The organism is Caballeronia sp. INML2 (genome assembly GCF_023631365.1).
In the GTDB taxonomy this organism is placed as follows: Bacteria; Pseudomonadota; Gammaproteobacteria; order Burkholderiales; family Burkholderiaceae; genus Caballeronia; species Caballeronia turbans.
Genome location: NZ_JALQDH010000022.1, coordinates 54145 through 69602, shown reverse-complemented (window position 1 = coordinate 69602; position 15458 = coordinate 54145). Strand labels below are relative to the sequence as shown.

Here is a 15458-nt window from a genome sequence, read left to right as displayed (position 1 = left end):
TGGCGTTACTTTTCGTCGGCGCCCGTGCCGATGAATTTCGCCGGAAACGGCTCCGCGCCCGGACGCTCGGGAAAGCGCGGCTCGGGGGCGCCGCCCGTGCGCTGGCGCTTGAGCGCCGCGAGCAATTCCTGCTGCTCGACGGGAATCTGATAATCCCAGCCGAACTTGCTGAGTTGCAGACTCTGCGCGATGCGCAGCGCCGGTTCCATGAACTGCACGGCGGCGGCCGGTTCGTAGCGCGACTCGACCGTGTTCAGAAACAGCGACAGCCAGCGCGCGAAGTGGCGCGGCTCGATATCGTCGATCGGACGATGGGCTTCCTGGACATTTCCCCGATACTGTTTCGACCCGAGCACGAGGCTCGACCAGAAAGTCGTCATTGTGGCGAGATGCTCGTCCCAACGTCCCGTGAGCGCGCGCGAGAAGATCGGCCCGAGCAGGGGATCGTCGTCGACGCGGCGATAAAAGGCTTCCACCAACGCGCGGACGTTGGCTTCGCTGGGTTCGCGCTCACGTGGCGCGTCGGTGGCCGGGTGTTCGGTGTTCATCGTCGATCTGCGAAACAAAGAGAGAGTAGATCAGATATTTTGCTGACGAAGCATATCAAGATGACGCAAAATGGTGCTTCCGTGCGCGGGCGGCATACGTGTGCCGTGAGTTGTCCGAATGTTGCCCGAGTGTTGCCCGAAACGCATGGACGTTCGTCCGTATCTTATGCGTCTCGGTTCGCTGCGCCGGTAGCACGTCAACAGCGACGATAAGAGACGTTCTTGCGCGAGGGTTTCTGACGAGACGCGCGGTCCGTCAAATCACCGATGTGCCTTCATCCAATTCTATTCGCGCGAAATCATGCGACTCACCGATTACACCGATTATTCGCTGCGCGTTCTCCTTTATCTCTGCGTTCGACCTTCGGGCCTTTCGACGATTCAGGAGATTTCGGATGCGTACGGCATCTCGAAGAATCACTTGATGAAGATCGTCCAGCAGCTCGGCGAGCTCGGCTGGGTCGAGACGGTGCGCGGCCGCAACGGCGGCCTGCGGCTTTCGTCGCGCTCGCGCGAGCTCACGATCGGTGACATCGTGCGCAAGACCGAGAGTGATTTCGCGCTCGTCGGTTGCTTCGCGGATCAGGAAGATGCAACCCGTCCGCGCTGCGTGATCCAGCCGAACTGCCGCCTGCGCGGCGTGCTCGCGGCGGCGCGCGACGCCTTTCTCGCCGAACTCGACAAGCATACGGTCGGCGAGCTCGCGCAGCCGGCGAACGAACTCGCGCGGCTGCTCGGCATCGTCAGCATTGCGCCGCTTCCGGCGGACGCCTTAGTGCCGGTCCGCGCGTCGTCCTGACGCGCGCGGACGCGTCACGCGCTGAACAAAGCTCGAACGCCGCAGTCAATCCTGAGCGTGTGGACGGTGCACGCCGTCATTGTCGGAGAGCAAAAAACGCACTTTTTGCGCCAAAGCGTGCTTGAAAGTGACAAAAAGCGCCTCATTTTGGTCGTATTCAGAATTGGAGCTTTCAAAAAATGAGAATCGACAAACTCACCACCAAATTTCAGGAAGCGCTCTCCGACGCGCAGAGCCTGGCGGTCGGTCGTGATAACCAGTACATCGAACCGGTGCACCTGCTCGCGGCGCTCATCGCGCAGCAGGACGGCTCGGCGCGCTCGCTGCTCTCGCATGCTGGCGTGCAGGTTCAGGCGCTGCAGACCTCGCTGAACGAAGCGATCAACCGTCTGCCGCAAGTTCAGGGCACGGACGGCAACGTGCAAGTGAGCCGCGAACTCGCGGGCCTGCTCAATGCCGCCGACAAGGAAGCGCAGAAACTCAACGACACCTACATCGCGAGCGAGATGTTTCTGATCGCCGTGGCCGACGACCGGGGCGAAGCGGGCCGTCTGGCGAAGCAGCACGGTCTGTCGAGAAAAGCGCTCGAAGCCGCGATCAACGCCGTGCGCGGCGGCGCGCAGGTCAATAGCCAGGACGCCGAAAGCCAGCGCGAGGCGCTCAAGAAATACACCGTCGATCTGACCGAGCGCGCTCGCGCGGGCAAGCTCGATCCGGTGATCGGCCGTGATGACGAGATTCGTCGCTCGATCCAGATCCTGCAACGTCGCACGAAGAACAATCCGGTGCTGATCGGCGAGCCGGGCGTCGGCAAGACGGCGATCGTCGAAGGGCTCGCGCAGCGTATCGTCAACGGCGAAGTGCCGGAAACGCTCAAGGGCAAACGCGTGCTGTCGCTCGATATGGCGGCGCTGCTCGCAGGCGCGAAGTATCGCGGCGAGTTCGAGGAGCGCCTGAAAGCCGTGCTGCACGACATAGCGAAGGACGAAGGCCAGACGATCGTCTTCATCGATGAAATTCACACGATGGTCGGCGCGGGCAAGGCCGAAGGCGCGATGGACGCGGGCAACATGCTCAAGCCGGCGCTCTCGCGCGGCGAGCTGCACTGCATCGGCGCAACCACCCTCGACGAATATCGCAAGTACATCGAGAAGGATGCGGCGCTCGAGCGGCGCTTCCAGAAAGTGCTCGTCGATGAACCGTCGGTGGAAGCGACCATCGCGATCCTGCGCGGCTTGCAGGAAAGGTACGAGTTGCACCACGGCGTCGAAATCACCGATCCCGCTATCGTCGCGGCCGCGGAACTGTCGCATCGCTATATCACGGACCGCTTCTTGCCGGACAAGGCCATCGATCTGATCGACGAAGCCGCGTCGCGCATCAAGATGGAAATCGATTCGAAGCCCGAAGAGATGGATAAGCTGGACCGCCGTCTCATTCAGTTGAAGATCGAGCGCGAAGCCGTGAAGAAGGAGAAGGACGAGGCGTCGCAGAAGCGTCTGCAACTGATCGAAGAGGAAATCGACCGGCTGAACCGCGAGTATTCCGATCTCGAGGAAATCTGGACTGCCGAGAAAGCGGCAGTGCAGGGCAGCGCGCAGCTGAAGGAAGAAATCGAGAAGGTGCGTGCGGACATCACGCGTTTGCAGCGCGAAGGCAAGCTCGAAAAAGTCGCCGAGTTGCAGTACGGCAAGCTGCCCGAGCTCGAAGCGCGCCTGAAGCAGGTGACGCAGGCCGAATCGCAGGAGCAGAACAATCCGACGCGTCCGCGTCTTTTGCGCACGCAAGTCGGGGCCGAGGAAATCGCGGAAGTGGTGTCGCGTTCCACCGGCATTCCCGTGTCGCGCATGATGCAGGGCGAACGCGAGAAGCTGCTGCAGATCGAGAGCAAGCTGCATGAGCGCGTCATCGGCCAGGACGAGGCAATCGGCGCGGTGGCGGATGCGATTCGCCGTTCGCGCGCGGGTCTGTCCGATCCGAACCGCCCGTATGGCTCGTTCCTGTTCCTCGGGCCGACGGGCGTCGGCAAGACCGAGTTGTGCAAGGCGCTCGCGGCCTTCCTTTTCGATTCGGAGGATCATCTCATCCGCATCGACATGAGCGAGTTCATGGAGAAGCACAGCGTCGCCCGTTTGATCGGCGCGCCGCCGGGATATGTTGGCTACGAGGAAGGCGGTTATCTGACCGAAGCCGTGCGCCGCAAGCCGTACAGCGTGATTCTGCTCGACGAGATCGAGAAGGCGCACCCGGACGTGTTCAACGTGCTGCTGCAAGTGCTCGACGATGGCCGCATGACCGATGGCCAGGGCCGCACCGTCGACTTCAAGAACACGGTGATCGTGATGACGTCGAACCTTGGTTCGCAAGTCATTCAGGGCATGGTCGGCGAGCCGCAGGAGAAGGTGAAGGATGCCGTCTGGGAAGAAGTGAAGCTGCACTTCCGGCCGGAGTTCCTGAACCGTATCGACGACGTCGTCGTGTTCCATGCGCTCGACCGCACGAACATCGAGTCGATCGCGAGGATTCAACTGCAGCGTCTGCGTGAGCGTCTCGCCAAGCTCGACATGCAACTCGAAGTGTCGGATGCGGCGCTCGGGCAGATCGGCAAGGTCGGTTACGACCCGCTGTTCGGCGCGCGGCCGCTCAAGCGTGCGATTCAGCAGGAGATCGAGAATCCGGTCGCCAAGCTCATCCTCGCCGGGCGTTTCGGGCCGAAGGACGTCATTCCGGTCGATGTGCGGGAAGGCGAGTTCGTGTTCGATCGCGTCGTGCATTGACGCGCCATGGGGCCGTCCCGCAAGCGGGGCGGCCGTTCATGCAAAAGGGCAACGAAGCGATTCGTTGCCCTTTTTTCTTTTTTGCTCGCTCGAAAGCGCTGTGCGAAAAGCAAAAGCCCCGCGCGGCGCGATGCCTGCGGGGCCTTCGATGCAAGCCGAATTAGCGCGCTTAACCCTGCTTCGGCTCTTCGCTCTTGCCGAAGAGACCGGCGAGGCCGCCGAGCGAGCCGAGCACGCCGGTCAGATCGAGCTGACCTTCGGGCGGCACTTCGCCATTGGGCGTCGCGCGATCGACGATATGCGGCAGCACTGCCGCCAGCATGCCCGAGAGTTGGTCGCCCGAAACGCCGGCCTTTTGCGCGAGTGCGCCGACATTGTCTTGGCCGAGCACGTTGGTGAGCGTGTCGGGGCTGATGGGTTTGTTCTCACCGGTGCCGATCCACGACTGGACGACATCGCCCGCGCCGTGCTGCTGGAAGCGCTGGATCAGGCCCATGATGCCGCCCGGCTGGCTGTTGACGAATGCGAGCGCCGCTGCGATCAGCGCGGCCTGGCCGGACTGGCCCTGTTGGCCGCCTGGTTGTTGCGATGAATTGCCGAGGGAGGAGGCGAGGATATCGAGTAGGCTCATGACAGTCTCACTACGAGAGGTTGCGGGGTGGGTTCGCCCGCACCGCCGCGTCCGGCTTTGAACCGGGCATGGCGTCGCGGGCATCGGCCGCGAGCGGCCGTTCAACGATGGTCATACGAAGGCAACTTTCCTTCGACATGGTTCCCCGAAGAATCACTGACTGGCAGCCGCGGCGCTGGCGGCCTTGTCTTTCTTGCTGCGCTTCGATTTGGCGGGCTTCGCGTCGCTCGCGGCGGACGGGCCCGAAGCGCTCGCCGTTTCTGCAGCCGCGCTTTCCTTCTTCGATTTCTTCGACGCCTTCGTGCCGGATGCCGGCGCGGCAGGTGCCGTAGCCGGGGTCTGCGCCGTAGTGGCCGCCGGCGACGTCGCGCCGGTGGCCGCCGCCGATGACTTCACCGTCGAGTTCGGCGCGGCGCTGCCGCCTTGCGTCGACGTGGTCGCGGGCTTCGGGGTCTTGCCCGTAGGCGGCAGCGACGAGCCGCCAATTGTCAGGCCGTTCTGCTCCAGCGTCGCCACCGACTTGGTGCCGAGCCCCTTGACGCGGGTCGCGAGATCGTCGGCGTCCTTGAACGGGCCGTTTTTCGTGCGCTCGTCGATGATCGCCTTCGACTTCACCGGCCCCAGCCCTTTCACCGCTTCCAGCGCGGCTTGGTCGGCGGTATTGACATCGACCGCGGCGAACGCCGCACCCATCGACAGCATCAACGCTATGCACAGCATCAGCAGCTTTTTCAGCATGACGGCACTCCAGCTTGAGAGAGAAAGGATGAATCGATAAGTTCGGGCCAGTCGGAAAGATGCCGTTAAGGATAGGGCAAAAACCCGGTCCCGCAACGATAACGGTTCGCATTGTGCACGACCCCGCCGCGCGCACCGCGCTTTCCGCACAATCTTTAACGTTGCAAAATGCCGGATGGATGACGTCGCGGTGTCTGCCGACCTTCATCACTTCGACGCGGCCGAGGCCGTTTTCGCGAAGGCGCCGCGAACCTCGAAACCGACCTTGTCGACGATTTCGCCTTTTGCATCGATGAGTTCGAGCACGTGACGGCCCGGCCACGGCAGCCATGCGGCGCGGGCGTCGTGGCCGTAGGGCTTTCCGTCGAGCCGCCACGCAAGGCGCGCGCCGCTGTCCGCGCGCTCGAACAACACGCGCTGGCGCGCGGGCGGAATGTCCGGGTCGAGCGCGAAGATCGTGCCGTCCGTGGGCGCACCTATGCGTGCCGCCCGTGCATCGGCATTCGTGCCGCGTGCGGTCTGCGACGCATTCGCCGTGAGGCCGATGGCGCTCATCTGCGTGCCGCGCACGAACCATTCACTGCGCGCGGGTTCGATCTCGTTCTGATACGTGACGCGCGTCTGTACGACGCCCGGCGGCGCTGGCGGCGGACGGCTATCCGATCGCCGGTTCAGATAGTTGACGATGGCGTTCCACGCCGGCGCCGCGCCCGTCACACCGGATACGTCCCACATCGGTGCGCCGTCCGCGTTCCCGACCCACACACCCACGGTGTATCGCGAAGTGAAACCGACCGCCCAGTTGTCGCGCATGTCCTTGCTCGTGCCCGTTTTGACGGCACTGAAGGTGCGTGTCGCGAGCACGCTGTCGAAGCCGAAGGTGCGCGTGCGCGCGTTGTTGTCGGCGAGGATGTCGGTGACGATGAAGCTCGCCTCGGGACTGAAGACGCGGTTTGCGGCAGATGTCGGCCGATGTTCGGCGAGATCGAAGATGGGGCGAGCGATGCCGCCGTTGGCGAGCGCGCGATAGGCGTTGGCGAGCGACGCCAATGTGACGTCGGCGCTGCCGAGCGCGAGGCTGAAGCCGTAGTAGTCGCCCGCCCGCGACAAGGGAATGCCGAGCGCGACCAGCGTCTTCGCGAATCGATGCGGCGTGACCATCACGAGCGTGCGCACCGCCGGCACGTTCAGCGAAGAGCCGAGGGCCGTACGCACGCTCACCCAGCCTTTGAAATCGTGATCATAGTTTTGCGGTATGTAGAGGCCGCCGCCGGTCGCGAGATCGAGTGGCGCGTCGTCGAGCAGCGTGGCGGCGGTGAGGCGCTTCTCGTCGAATGCCTGCGCATAGAGGAAGGGCTTGAGCGTCGAGCCCGCCTGACGCGGGGCGAGTACGGCATCGACCTCCGGCGCGTTCGACAAACCGCCTGCCGAGCCGACCCACGCGAGCACGTCGCCCGAACGGTTGTCGATCACGATGGCCGCCGCGTCGTGCACGTTGCGCGGATGCGCGCGCGCGTTCAGTTCGGCGAGCGTTCGCGCGAGCGTGTCGCGGGCGAAGCGTTGCAGGCGTGAATCGAGCGTGGAGCGCACGCGTGCGCCCGCCGCCGGATGCACCTCGCTCGCGACACGTCGCGCGAGATGCGGCGCGAGGGCGTCGTCGCCTGACGCATAGGCGGGCGCGGCGGCCGTGCGCGTGAGCGTGAGCTGAACGTAGCTGTCGAGATTGACGCATGGATCGACGCTTCGGGCGACGCCGTGCAGCGCGTGCATATCGCGCAGGATCACGCAACTGCGCGCGGCGACTTTCGCATACGGGGCGTTCGGCGCGCGCACGAGTGCAGCGGCGAGCGCGGCCTCGCGTTCGTCGAGCCCGGACGGCGCCTTGCCGAAAAGTGTCTGCGACAACGCCGACAACCCGACGATCTCGCCGCGGAACGGCACGAGATTCAGATACGCCTCGAGAATCTGATCCTTGCGCCAGGTTCGTTCGAGCCAAAGCGCGCCGATCGTCTGCCCGGCCTTTTCGCCGATCGAGCGCCGGCCGGCCGATTTATCGGCTTCGATGAGTCCGGTGAGCTGCATCGTCACCGTCGATGCGCCGCGCGTGCGCGTGTTCCACAGATTGCCCCACGCGGCTGCCGCCGCGCCGCGCCAGTCGACGCCCGCGTGTTCGTAGAAGCGCTTGTCCTCCGATACGACGATCGCTTCTCGCAATGCCGGCGATACATTCGAGAGCGCGACCCAGTCGCCGCGCCGCGCGCTTTTGTCGATGCGCGTGCGGGCAAGCGGCTCGCCGTCGCGGGCGAGCAGGACCCAGTCGGAACTGCGCCAGTTCGCGCGCACGTCGTCGAAGCCCGGCGACGCGTGCGCCGCCGCCGAAAGAACGCACGCGGTGACGAAGCCGGCGGCGCGTTTCATGACATCACTTTGCGGCAAGCGGCTTTACCACCACCGGCGCATTCGGCAACGCGCCGAACGACGAGGGGGCGTAAAGCGCTTCGACGCGCGTGGGCGGCAAGCCGAAGGTGCCGGGATTGTTAAGCCGCATGGTGTATTCGACGGTCAGCTTGCCTTTGGGCAGATAGCCGTAGTACGCGCGGTAACCATCGAAGCTGCGTTCGACGAACGCAGGCCACGCGCCGCGATCCTGTTTCTCGCCCTGGGTCGCCGCTTCGGAGTCGCGTCCGAGGCCGGAGCCGAGAATCGTCGCGCCCGCGGGAATCGGATCGTTGACGACGACCCAGGTCATGTCGCTCTGCGCGTCGATGTCGAGATGCACACGCACGATGTCGCCGCGCGAGAGCACGCCCTTCACCGCCGGATCGACCGGCGTCACGGTCTTCGCGATGCGATAGCCCGCCGCGAGTGGCGCCTTCAACGCGACGGCCGCGAGACTTTCGATCGTCGCCCACGGCTTGCCGGTGCCCTCCTGCGTCAGCGTGAGCGAAGCGCTGCTCCACGGCAGCATTACGCTGCGCACGCTGGCGGTCTTTGTGACGGACGTCGCCGATGCGGGCGCGCTCGAAGGCGGCGCGCTCCAGTTCACGCTTTGCGTCGAGGCGCCGAGTTGAATCGACGTATGACCCGTCACCGGCGTGCTTTCGAAGAGCCGCGAGAATTTGCCGACCGCGAGCGCGCCCCACAGATTGGCGGTCGTCGTCTGCCACGCGCCGTTCTTCTGCAGTGCGAGCAAGCCCGCGACGACGCGCGGCATCTCGTCCTTCCATCCGGGCGCGTCCGCGAAAATGAGCGCCGCGTGCGCGGCGTTCGTCTCGGTGCCGCTCATGAGCCACCAGAGATCGTCGTCGCGCTCGGTGGAGAAGGTGAGGCGCGTGCCCTGATACGTCAGGCGCGCACGGATGATCTGCTCGGCCTGCGCGCGCTTTTCCTCGCGATTCGGAATGCCGTCGACGTGCGACAGGATCGCGTAGTAATCGAGCACCGCCGATGTCGGCCACTGATCCGGCGCGACCGTGATCGAGTCGAGCATGCGCGCCTGCGCGAGGCCATAGCGCGACAAAGCCTCGATGGCCGCGAGCTTCTCGAAGTCGAGATCGTTGCGCGGCGCCCAGAACTTGCGATCGATCTTGCCGTCGACGACATTCGCGAGGCCCGCCGCCATCCGGTTGCGCAGATCGGCGGGCAAGGCGAAGCGGCCGTCCTGCTTCGCGGCTTCATCGGTGACGGCGAGCAGATACGCGGTGAGAGCGGGGCTGCCGGTCGGGCGCTCGTCGTCGGCGGGCGGGAAGTAGTTCGCGAGGCCGTCGCGGTCCAGATACGACGGCATCTTCGCGAGTACGGCCTGCCATTGCGCGGCGTCCATCAGGCCGAGCGCGCGCGAGGTCTGCTGCTCGAGGCAGTTGTACGGATAGCGCTCGAACCAGCGGCGCACACCGGGCAGGCCATCGGCGAGCTTCGGCTGCAGGGACACCGCGATGCCGCCGCGCACGGCGCCGTCGCTCGACTTGCTCGCATCGGCGGGCGGCGCGACGGGCAGCGTGAACGTGCCGTCGACTTGCGCGATGGTCGCCTGCTGCACGGTGACCGGAACCGCCGCGACGACTTTTTGCGCCACTTTTACGGCATCGCTTGCGCGCGGGCCGGCCTGTTCGGCGGCGCTCACCTCCCAGGCAAGACTCGCGGACGATTCCGCGCCGGGCACATCGGGCGTCGTCACATCCCAGACCACTTCCTGCGACGATTCCGGCGCGAGCTGCACCGTGCGCGCGTCGAGCGCGAGCGTGCCGGCGCGCGGCGTGACGACGACGCGCATCGTTCGCGCCGTCGTGTTGCGCAGCGTGAACTGCGCGCGAAACGCATCGCCGACGCGCACGAGCGGCGGCAATCCCGAGATCAGTTGCAGATCCTGCGCGCTTTGAATCGAAGCGCTACCGGTGCCGAACTGCCCCGCGCCGACCGCAGCGATCGCGACGATCCGAAAGCGGGTGAGCGCGTCGTTCAGCGGGACATCGACGCTGGCTTCGCCCTTGGCGTCGAGCGTGACGCGCGGATTCCACAGCAAGAGCGTGTCGAACAACTCGCGCGTCGCGCTGTGTCCGCCTCCGCCGCCCGCAGGCACCGCTTTGCGCCCGAAGTGACGCCGTCCGATGATCTCCATTTGCGCGGTCGCCGTCTCGACGCCATACGCGCGCTGCTGCAGCATCGCTTCGAGCACGTCCCAGCTTCGGTTCGGCATCAGTTCGAGCAACGCTTCGTCGACGGCCGCAACGGCGATCTGCGTGCCGGCGGGCGCGGGCTTGCCATCGGGCAGCGCGACTTTCACCTTCACGTGCGCCTTGCTCCGAACGGTGTACGACGTCGCGTCCGGGTTCACGCTCACCGCGAGCCTGTGCGGCGCCGTGCCCACCCTGATCGACGCGAGCCCGTAACGGAACGCGGGCTTCGACAGATCGACGAGCGGCGTCGGCGCCTGATACTGCCGGCCCTCGTGCCAGAACGCGCGCGCCCATTCGACCGGCGCCTTCCATCCCCACGTGAAGAACGAATACCACGGCACTTCGCGGATACGCCCGCGCAACGCGAGCACCGACACGTAGACATTCGGCCCCCACGCATTCCCGACCTTCAGCTCGACGGTCGGATCCTTGCCGTTCAGTTCGACGACCCGCGTCTCCATGATGCCTTCACGTTCGACCGCGACGAGCGCCGTCGCCGAGCGGAAGGGCATGCGCACCTGAAAGCGTGCGGTCTCGCCCGGCTCGTAGCTCGTTTTCTCCGGCAACACGTCGATGCGGTCGGTGTTCTCGCCGCCGAACCACAACTCGTCCTCGCGCGTGACCCATACTGATGTGCTCGCGTTCGCCGTGTGGCCGTCGCCGTCCTTGGCGAGCGCGATCAGATCGACGTTGCCCGGTTCCTTGAGCTTCGCCTCGCACGAGACGATGCCGTGGTCGTCGCTCTTGCCGCTGCACAGCGTGCCGAGATCCTTGCTCTCGGTGTGATTGTCGTACGCGTAGAAGCCGCCCACCATGCGCTTGCGCGAGCTCGACATCACGCGCGCGACGGCCTTGATATCGACCGATACGCCCGCGCGCGGCTTGCCCTGCAAATCGAGCGCGAGCGCCTGCACGGGCAGCGTGCCGCCGACCGACACCCAATGCCCCGCCTTCACGCCGACGGCCACCGCGGCCGGCCAGAGCAGGGTGCCGCCGCTGATCGTCTGAATCTCGCCGTTCGGATCGGCGAAGCTCGCTTCGAGCGCGAGACGCTTCGGCGATTCGACCGCCGGCAGCGGCTTTACCGTGACCTTGCCGACGCCGTCCCGATCGAGCGTGACACGCAGCTTGTCCGCGATGAGCTTCGTCGTCGCGTTGTCCTGCTGCTCGCTGTCTTCGTCCTCGGCGGGCGCGCTGGCGCCATCGTTCGCCGGTTTCCGATATGGCGCGAAGCTGAACGCCTCGTACTGCGAAGCGAAGGGCGGCGCCGTATCGCGCACGAGCGCCGACACCTGCACCGGCAGATTCGACGCCGGTCCGCCCTGCACATATTCGAGCCGCACCGCGACCGCCGCTTCCGGCGCCGCGACGAGCCCGGGCGACTTGCCGTCACCCGCGCTGATCGAGCCTTTGAACACCGGCAGGCGGAATTCCTCGACGCGGAAGCTGCCCGATTCGTACGACTGCGTGACGGCGTTGGCGTTGGCGTTGGCGTTGTCGTTGTCGTTGTCGTTGTCGTTGTCGTTGTCGTCATTCTCGGACGTCGCGCCGTTGTCGAGCGTCACGCTGTATTCGCCGAGCTTGGCCGCGACGGGCACGGTGAAGGTCGAGTCGGCACTATGGTCCGCGGCCCATTTGAGCGGCAGATGCCAGCTCTGTCCGCTGCCGACGTGCCGGATCGTCACGCGGCTCGGATAGCTCGATGCAAAGGCGAAACCGTGGAGTGTCGCGACGCGCAGCAGATGCTTCATCGACACGGTTTCGCCCGCGCGCAGGAGCGTCCGGTCGAACACGGTATGCGCGCGGGTCGTGCGCGTCGCGCTCATGTCCGTCGGCACGTTGAAGCGCCACGATTCGATGCCGCGATTCCAGTCCGACGTTACGAAGGCCATGTCCGGACCGGTGACGGGATCGTTCACGCGCGCCGACACGAAAAAGCCGCCCCATGCGAGGCTGTGCTCGTTGCATTCCCGTGTGGCGGCAAGCGGCTTGCCGATCTTCGCGAGGCCCTGTGCATCGGTCTTTGCGGTGGCGATTTCGTCACCGTTGCAGTCGGTCACGCGAATATCGGCGTTGGCGACGGGCTTGCCTTTGTCGAGCGTCGTCACCCACACGAGGCTGTTCTCGCGTCCCTGCTTGAAATGCACGCCGAGATTGGTGACGAGCACCGACGTGCGCACGTACATCGCCTGACTCTTGCCGAGCAGCGACGCGCCGAGCGCGGGCGAGCCCATTTCGACGACATAGAAACCGGGTTTCGTGAGCGGAATGCCGACGACTTCGAACGGCCGCGGCGCTTTCGGATCGGCAGCGGGCAGCGTGAGCGTTTCGACGCCGCGTTGTTTCGCCAGCATCGACAGCGAACGGATATCGATTTGCGGATCTCTGGACGACGAGCCGTCGCTATTGGGGATGATGACCGGCTCGATGCCGTTGTTCAGCATCGCCGGCATGCGCTCCTCGATCGTCGAGCGTGACATCGACATGCCGTCGAACAGGTCGACGGCGCGCATCCATCGGCGGATGTCGGTGTCGGCGTCGAGTTTGAGCTTCGTGATGTGCGACGTGCCCGAATTGAGCCCTTGCACATGCAAGTCCGCTTCGACGTGGCGCAACGTGACCGGCAGCATCGCGGGCATGCCCGGTTCGGCAAATCGCTCGATGATGCCGAACGTGCCCGACGAGAACTTCGCGAGCGGCGGCATCGCGGCGGTCGTGGTCTTGAGCGGAAAGAGATCGGCGTTCGCGAGCGTGCGGCCGCTCACGTCCTTCAGATTCGCGCGGACCTCGATGGTGAGATCGGCGCGTTCGGGCAGCGGCGCGGCGAACTCGACGGCGCTCAATTCCGCGTCCTTGTCGGTCGCATCGAACCTGGGCGAGGCGTTGCCCTTGGGCCCATGCAGCACGAACTTCTGTGCGTCGGCGCGGCTGATCGGCGCGCTGAAATTCAGCCGCAGCGGGCGAAGCGGTGTGCACGGCGCTTGTGCGTTCTCGCGCTCGCACGAGAAGCTCGCCGTGAAGGGCTCGCGCACGGTGAAGTCGAAGCGCTTTTCGACGTCGTTGGCGATACCGCCCGGACCCGTCACGCCCGCACCGTACACGAGCTGCATCTTGGTCGCCGACGGCAACGTTTGCTGGCACGCGAGCGTGAGCACGCGATCTCTTTCCTTATCCAGCCGGAAATGTTCGAGCAGGGCGGCGCGGGTGGCGTCATCGACCGGGCGCACCGGAATCCGGTTGCCGAGCGCGTTCGATTCGCACCAGACATGCTCGAGCACGGATGCCTGCGTCGCGGGTCCGTTCAGGCGCAGCACGAAAGCCTGATTTTCTTCGATGTCGCCGTAGCTCGGCATGACGCGCGTGACGAACGGTCCGCCCGTCTGGAACGCGAAGCGGCGCGGGCCGGAAAGCGCGTTGCCGGCCACCGACTTGAGGCCGTCCGCGAGATCGAGCGCGCAATGCACGCCGGGCGGAAGATCGTGCTCGAAGTCGAAGGCCCAGGTCTTGGCGTCGATCCAGCGCTGCGAGCCCGCCGTGGCCGACGCGCTTGCGCCGCTACAGGTGAGCTTGCCGGGCGCTGGCGCTGCTGTATTGCCGAACGCGACCATCGGTTCGTCGAATTTGGCGACGACCTGCCGCACTTGCGCGACCTTGCCTTGCGGCGACACGCTCGCGATGCGCGCCGCATCGGCGCGATGAAACGCGGCGCCCAGTCCCAGCGCGGCGATCAGCGTGGTCGCGGCGAGAATCCATTTTTTTTGTGACGTTGTAATGCGGCTCATCCGCTCGCTCCGGGCATTCCTCGACGCGAAATTCTACTGGAGCCTTACGTCAATCTTTCCGATGAAGCGAAGCGCTTATGTTTTTCTACACAAATCAGCGCATTGGATGCGAGCCGAGCGGCTCAGGTCGCGTCGACATTGTTCAAGTGCCGCGAGCTCACGCGCCGCCAGTAGAGAAACAGGCCGACGCCCGCGACGCCCAGACTCGCCGAATTCGCGATCCAGAAGCCGCGCGCGCCTTGCAGCCATTCGGGCACGCCGCCGCCCACGTCGAAGCCGAGCAGATAGCCGCCGCCTAGCCCGATGCCCCACAGCGCGATGGCGTAGATGACAGTCGGCACGAGCGTCACCTTGTACGCGCGCAGGACGAACGCGGTGGTGATCTGCAGTGCGTCGCACAAGTGATAGAAGAAGATGATGAGCACGAGCGGCATCGCGGCCGCGATGACGTTCGCATCCGGCGTATAGGCCGCGATCACATGCGGACGCGCCGCGATCAGGATCACGCCGTACGCGAGCGCGAGCACGCACGCCATGCCGATGCCGTGCCGCGACACCGAGCGGGCATCGTCGTAGCGTCCGGCGCCGAGCGCCTGCGAGACGAGCGTCGACGACGCAATGCCGATCGACAGCGGCGTCATGTACAGCACCGCGCCGAGATTGCCCGCGATCTGATGGCCGGCGAGCGTCGTGGTACCGAAGCGCGAAATGAAGAGCGCCATGAACGTGTACGACGTGACTTCGATCAGATACGAGAGACCCATCGGAATGCCGAGACGCAGGAGCGCGAGCTGACGCCGCCAGACCGGCCAGCAGAAGTGCGAGAAGATGCCGAACGGGCGGAAGAATTCGAACCTGAAGAGCACCGTCATGCCGACGATCGCGAGCACCCAGTTGATGAGCGTGCTCGCGAGCGCGCAGCCCGGGCCGCCGAGCGCGGGCACGCCTGCGCCGCCGAAGATGAACCACGTGTTGAGCGGAACCTTGAGCAATAGTCCGCCGACCTGCAGGAACATCACGAGCCGCGGCTTGCCGACGGCATTGGTGAGCGAGCTGTAGACCCGAAACGCGAGGCTCGCGGGCAGCCCGAACGAGAGGATGCGCAGATAGTCGACCGTGCGGTCGTGCAGCGCGGGCGGACTTTTCGCGAGCGAGAGCAGCGGTTCGGGGAAGTACAGCAGCACGAAGCCGATCACGGTGAGCGCAGCGGCGAGCCACAGCGCCTGACGCGTTTCCTCGCCGATCTCGCTTTCGCGGCCCGCGCCGAAGAGTTGCCCGGCGATCGGCTGCAAGGCGACGAGAATCCCCGTCAGGCCGATATACACCGAGATATAGACCGAGCCGCCGAGGCCGAGCGCGGCCAGATCCGTCGCGGAGAAGCGGCCGACCATCGCGGTGTCGATCACGCCGAACGCGATCACCGCGAGCTGGCCGATCAGCACCGGCCACGCGAGCGCGGCGATCTTGCGCACGTCGCTCAACATGCCGGTCGTGCCGCGGTATGTGG

Annotated in this window: 8 protein-coding genes; 2 read left to right on the top strand and 6 right to left on the bottom strand. The window is 65.4% G+C overall.

Going from position 1 to position 15458, the window contains the following annotated elements; genetic code table 11:
• Positions 1-5 precede the first annotated feature (5 nt).
• A complete protein-coding gene (locus tag NCT32_RS07975) occupies positions 6-548 on the bottom strand; it encodes a group III truncated hemoglobin (RefSeq protein ID WP_061120376.1) in 543 nt (180 codons plus the stop codon).
• Positions 549-849: 301 nt separating this feature from the next.
• Between NCT32_RS07975 and NCT32_RS07970 the strand changes: the two genes are divergently transcribed.
• Together NCT32_RS07970 and clpB are read left to right on the top strand one after the other, a co-directional pair.
• Positions 850-1347 carry an Rrf2 family transcriptional regulator gene (locus tag NCT32_RS07970; protein WP_061120375.1) on the top strand — a complete coding sequence of 166 codons (498 nt, stop codon included), beginning with the start codon at positions 850-852 and terminating at the stop codon, positions 1345-1347.
• 179 nt (positions 1348-1526) lie between these two features.
• Positions 1527-4124, top strand: a complete 2598-nt coding sequence (gene clpB / locus NCT32_RS07965; protein ID WP_250476718.1) for an ATP-dependent chaperone ClpB — start codon at positions 1527-1529, stop codon at positions 4122-4124.
• A 169-nt stretch (positions 4125-4293) separates the two neighbouring features.
• On the opposite strand, the gene NCT32_RS07960 is transcribed toward clpB, so the two are convergent.
• From NCT32_RS07960 to NCT32_RS07940, 5 genes are all read right to left on the bottom strand, one after another.
• Positions 4294-4755: a YidB family protein gene (locus NCT32_RS07960; RefSeq protein WP_061120373.1), complete on the bottom strand. Its 462-nt coding sequence runs from the start codon at positions 4753-4755 to the stop codon at positions 4294-4296.
• Positions 4756-4908: 153 nt separating this feature from the next.
• Complete coding sequence (locus NCT32_RS07955; RefSeq protein ID WP_061120372.1) at positions 4909-5493, bottom strand: helix-hairpin-helix domain-containing protein; 585 nt, start codon at positions 5491-5493, stop codon at positions 4909-4911.
• 207 nt (positions 5494-5700) lie between these two features.
• Positions 5701-7911, bottom strand: a complete 2211-nt coding sequence (gene pbpC / locus NCT32_RS07950; RefSeq protein ID WP_061120371.1) for a penicillin-binding protein 1C — start codon at positions 7909-7911, stop codon at positions 5701-5703.
• A 4-nt stretch (positions 7912-7915) separates the two neighbouring features.
• Positions 7916-13951 carry an Ig-like domain-containing alpha-2-macroglobulin family protein gene (locus NCT32_RS07945; RefSeq protein ID WP_061120370.1) on the bottom strand — a complete coding sequence of 2012 codons (6036 nt, stop codon included), beginning with the start codon at positions 13949-13951 and terminating at the stop codon, positions 7916-7918.
• Positions 13952-14073: 122 nt separating this feature from the next.
• The gene (locus NCT32_RS07940) at positions 14074-15435 is read right to left on the bottom strand and encodes an MATE family efflux transporter (protein WP_061120401.1); all 1362 of its coding nucleotides are present in this window, start codon (positions 15433-15435) and stop codon (positions 14074-14076) included.
• Between the last annotated feature and the right edge of the window lie 23 nt (positions 15436-15458).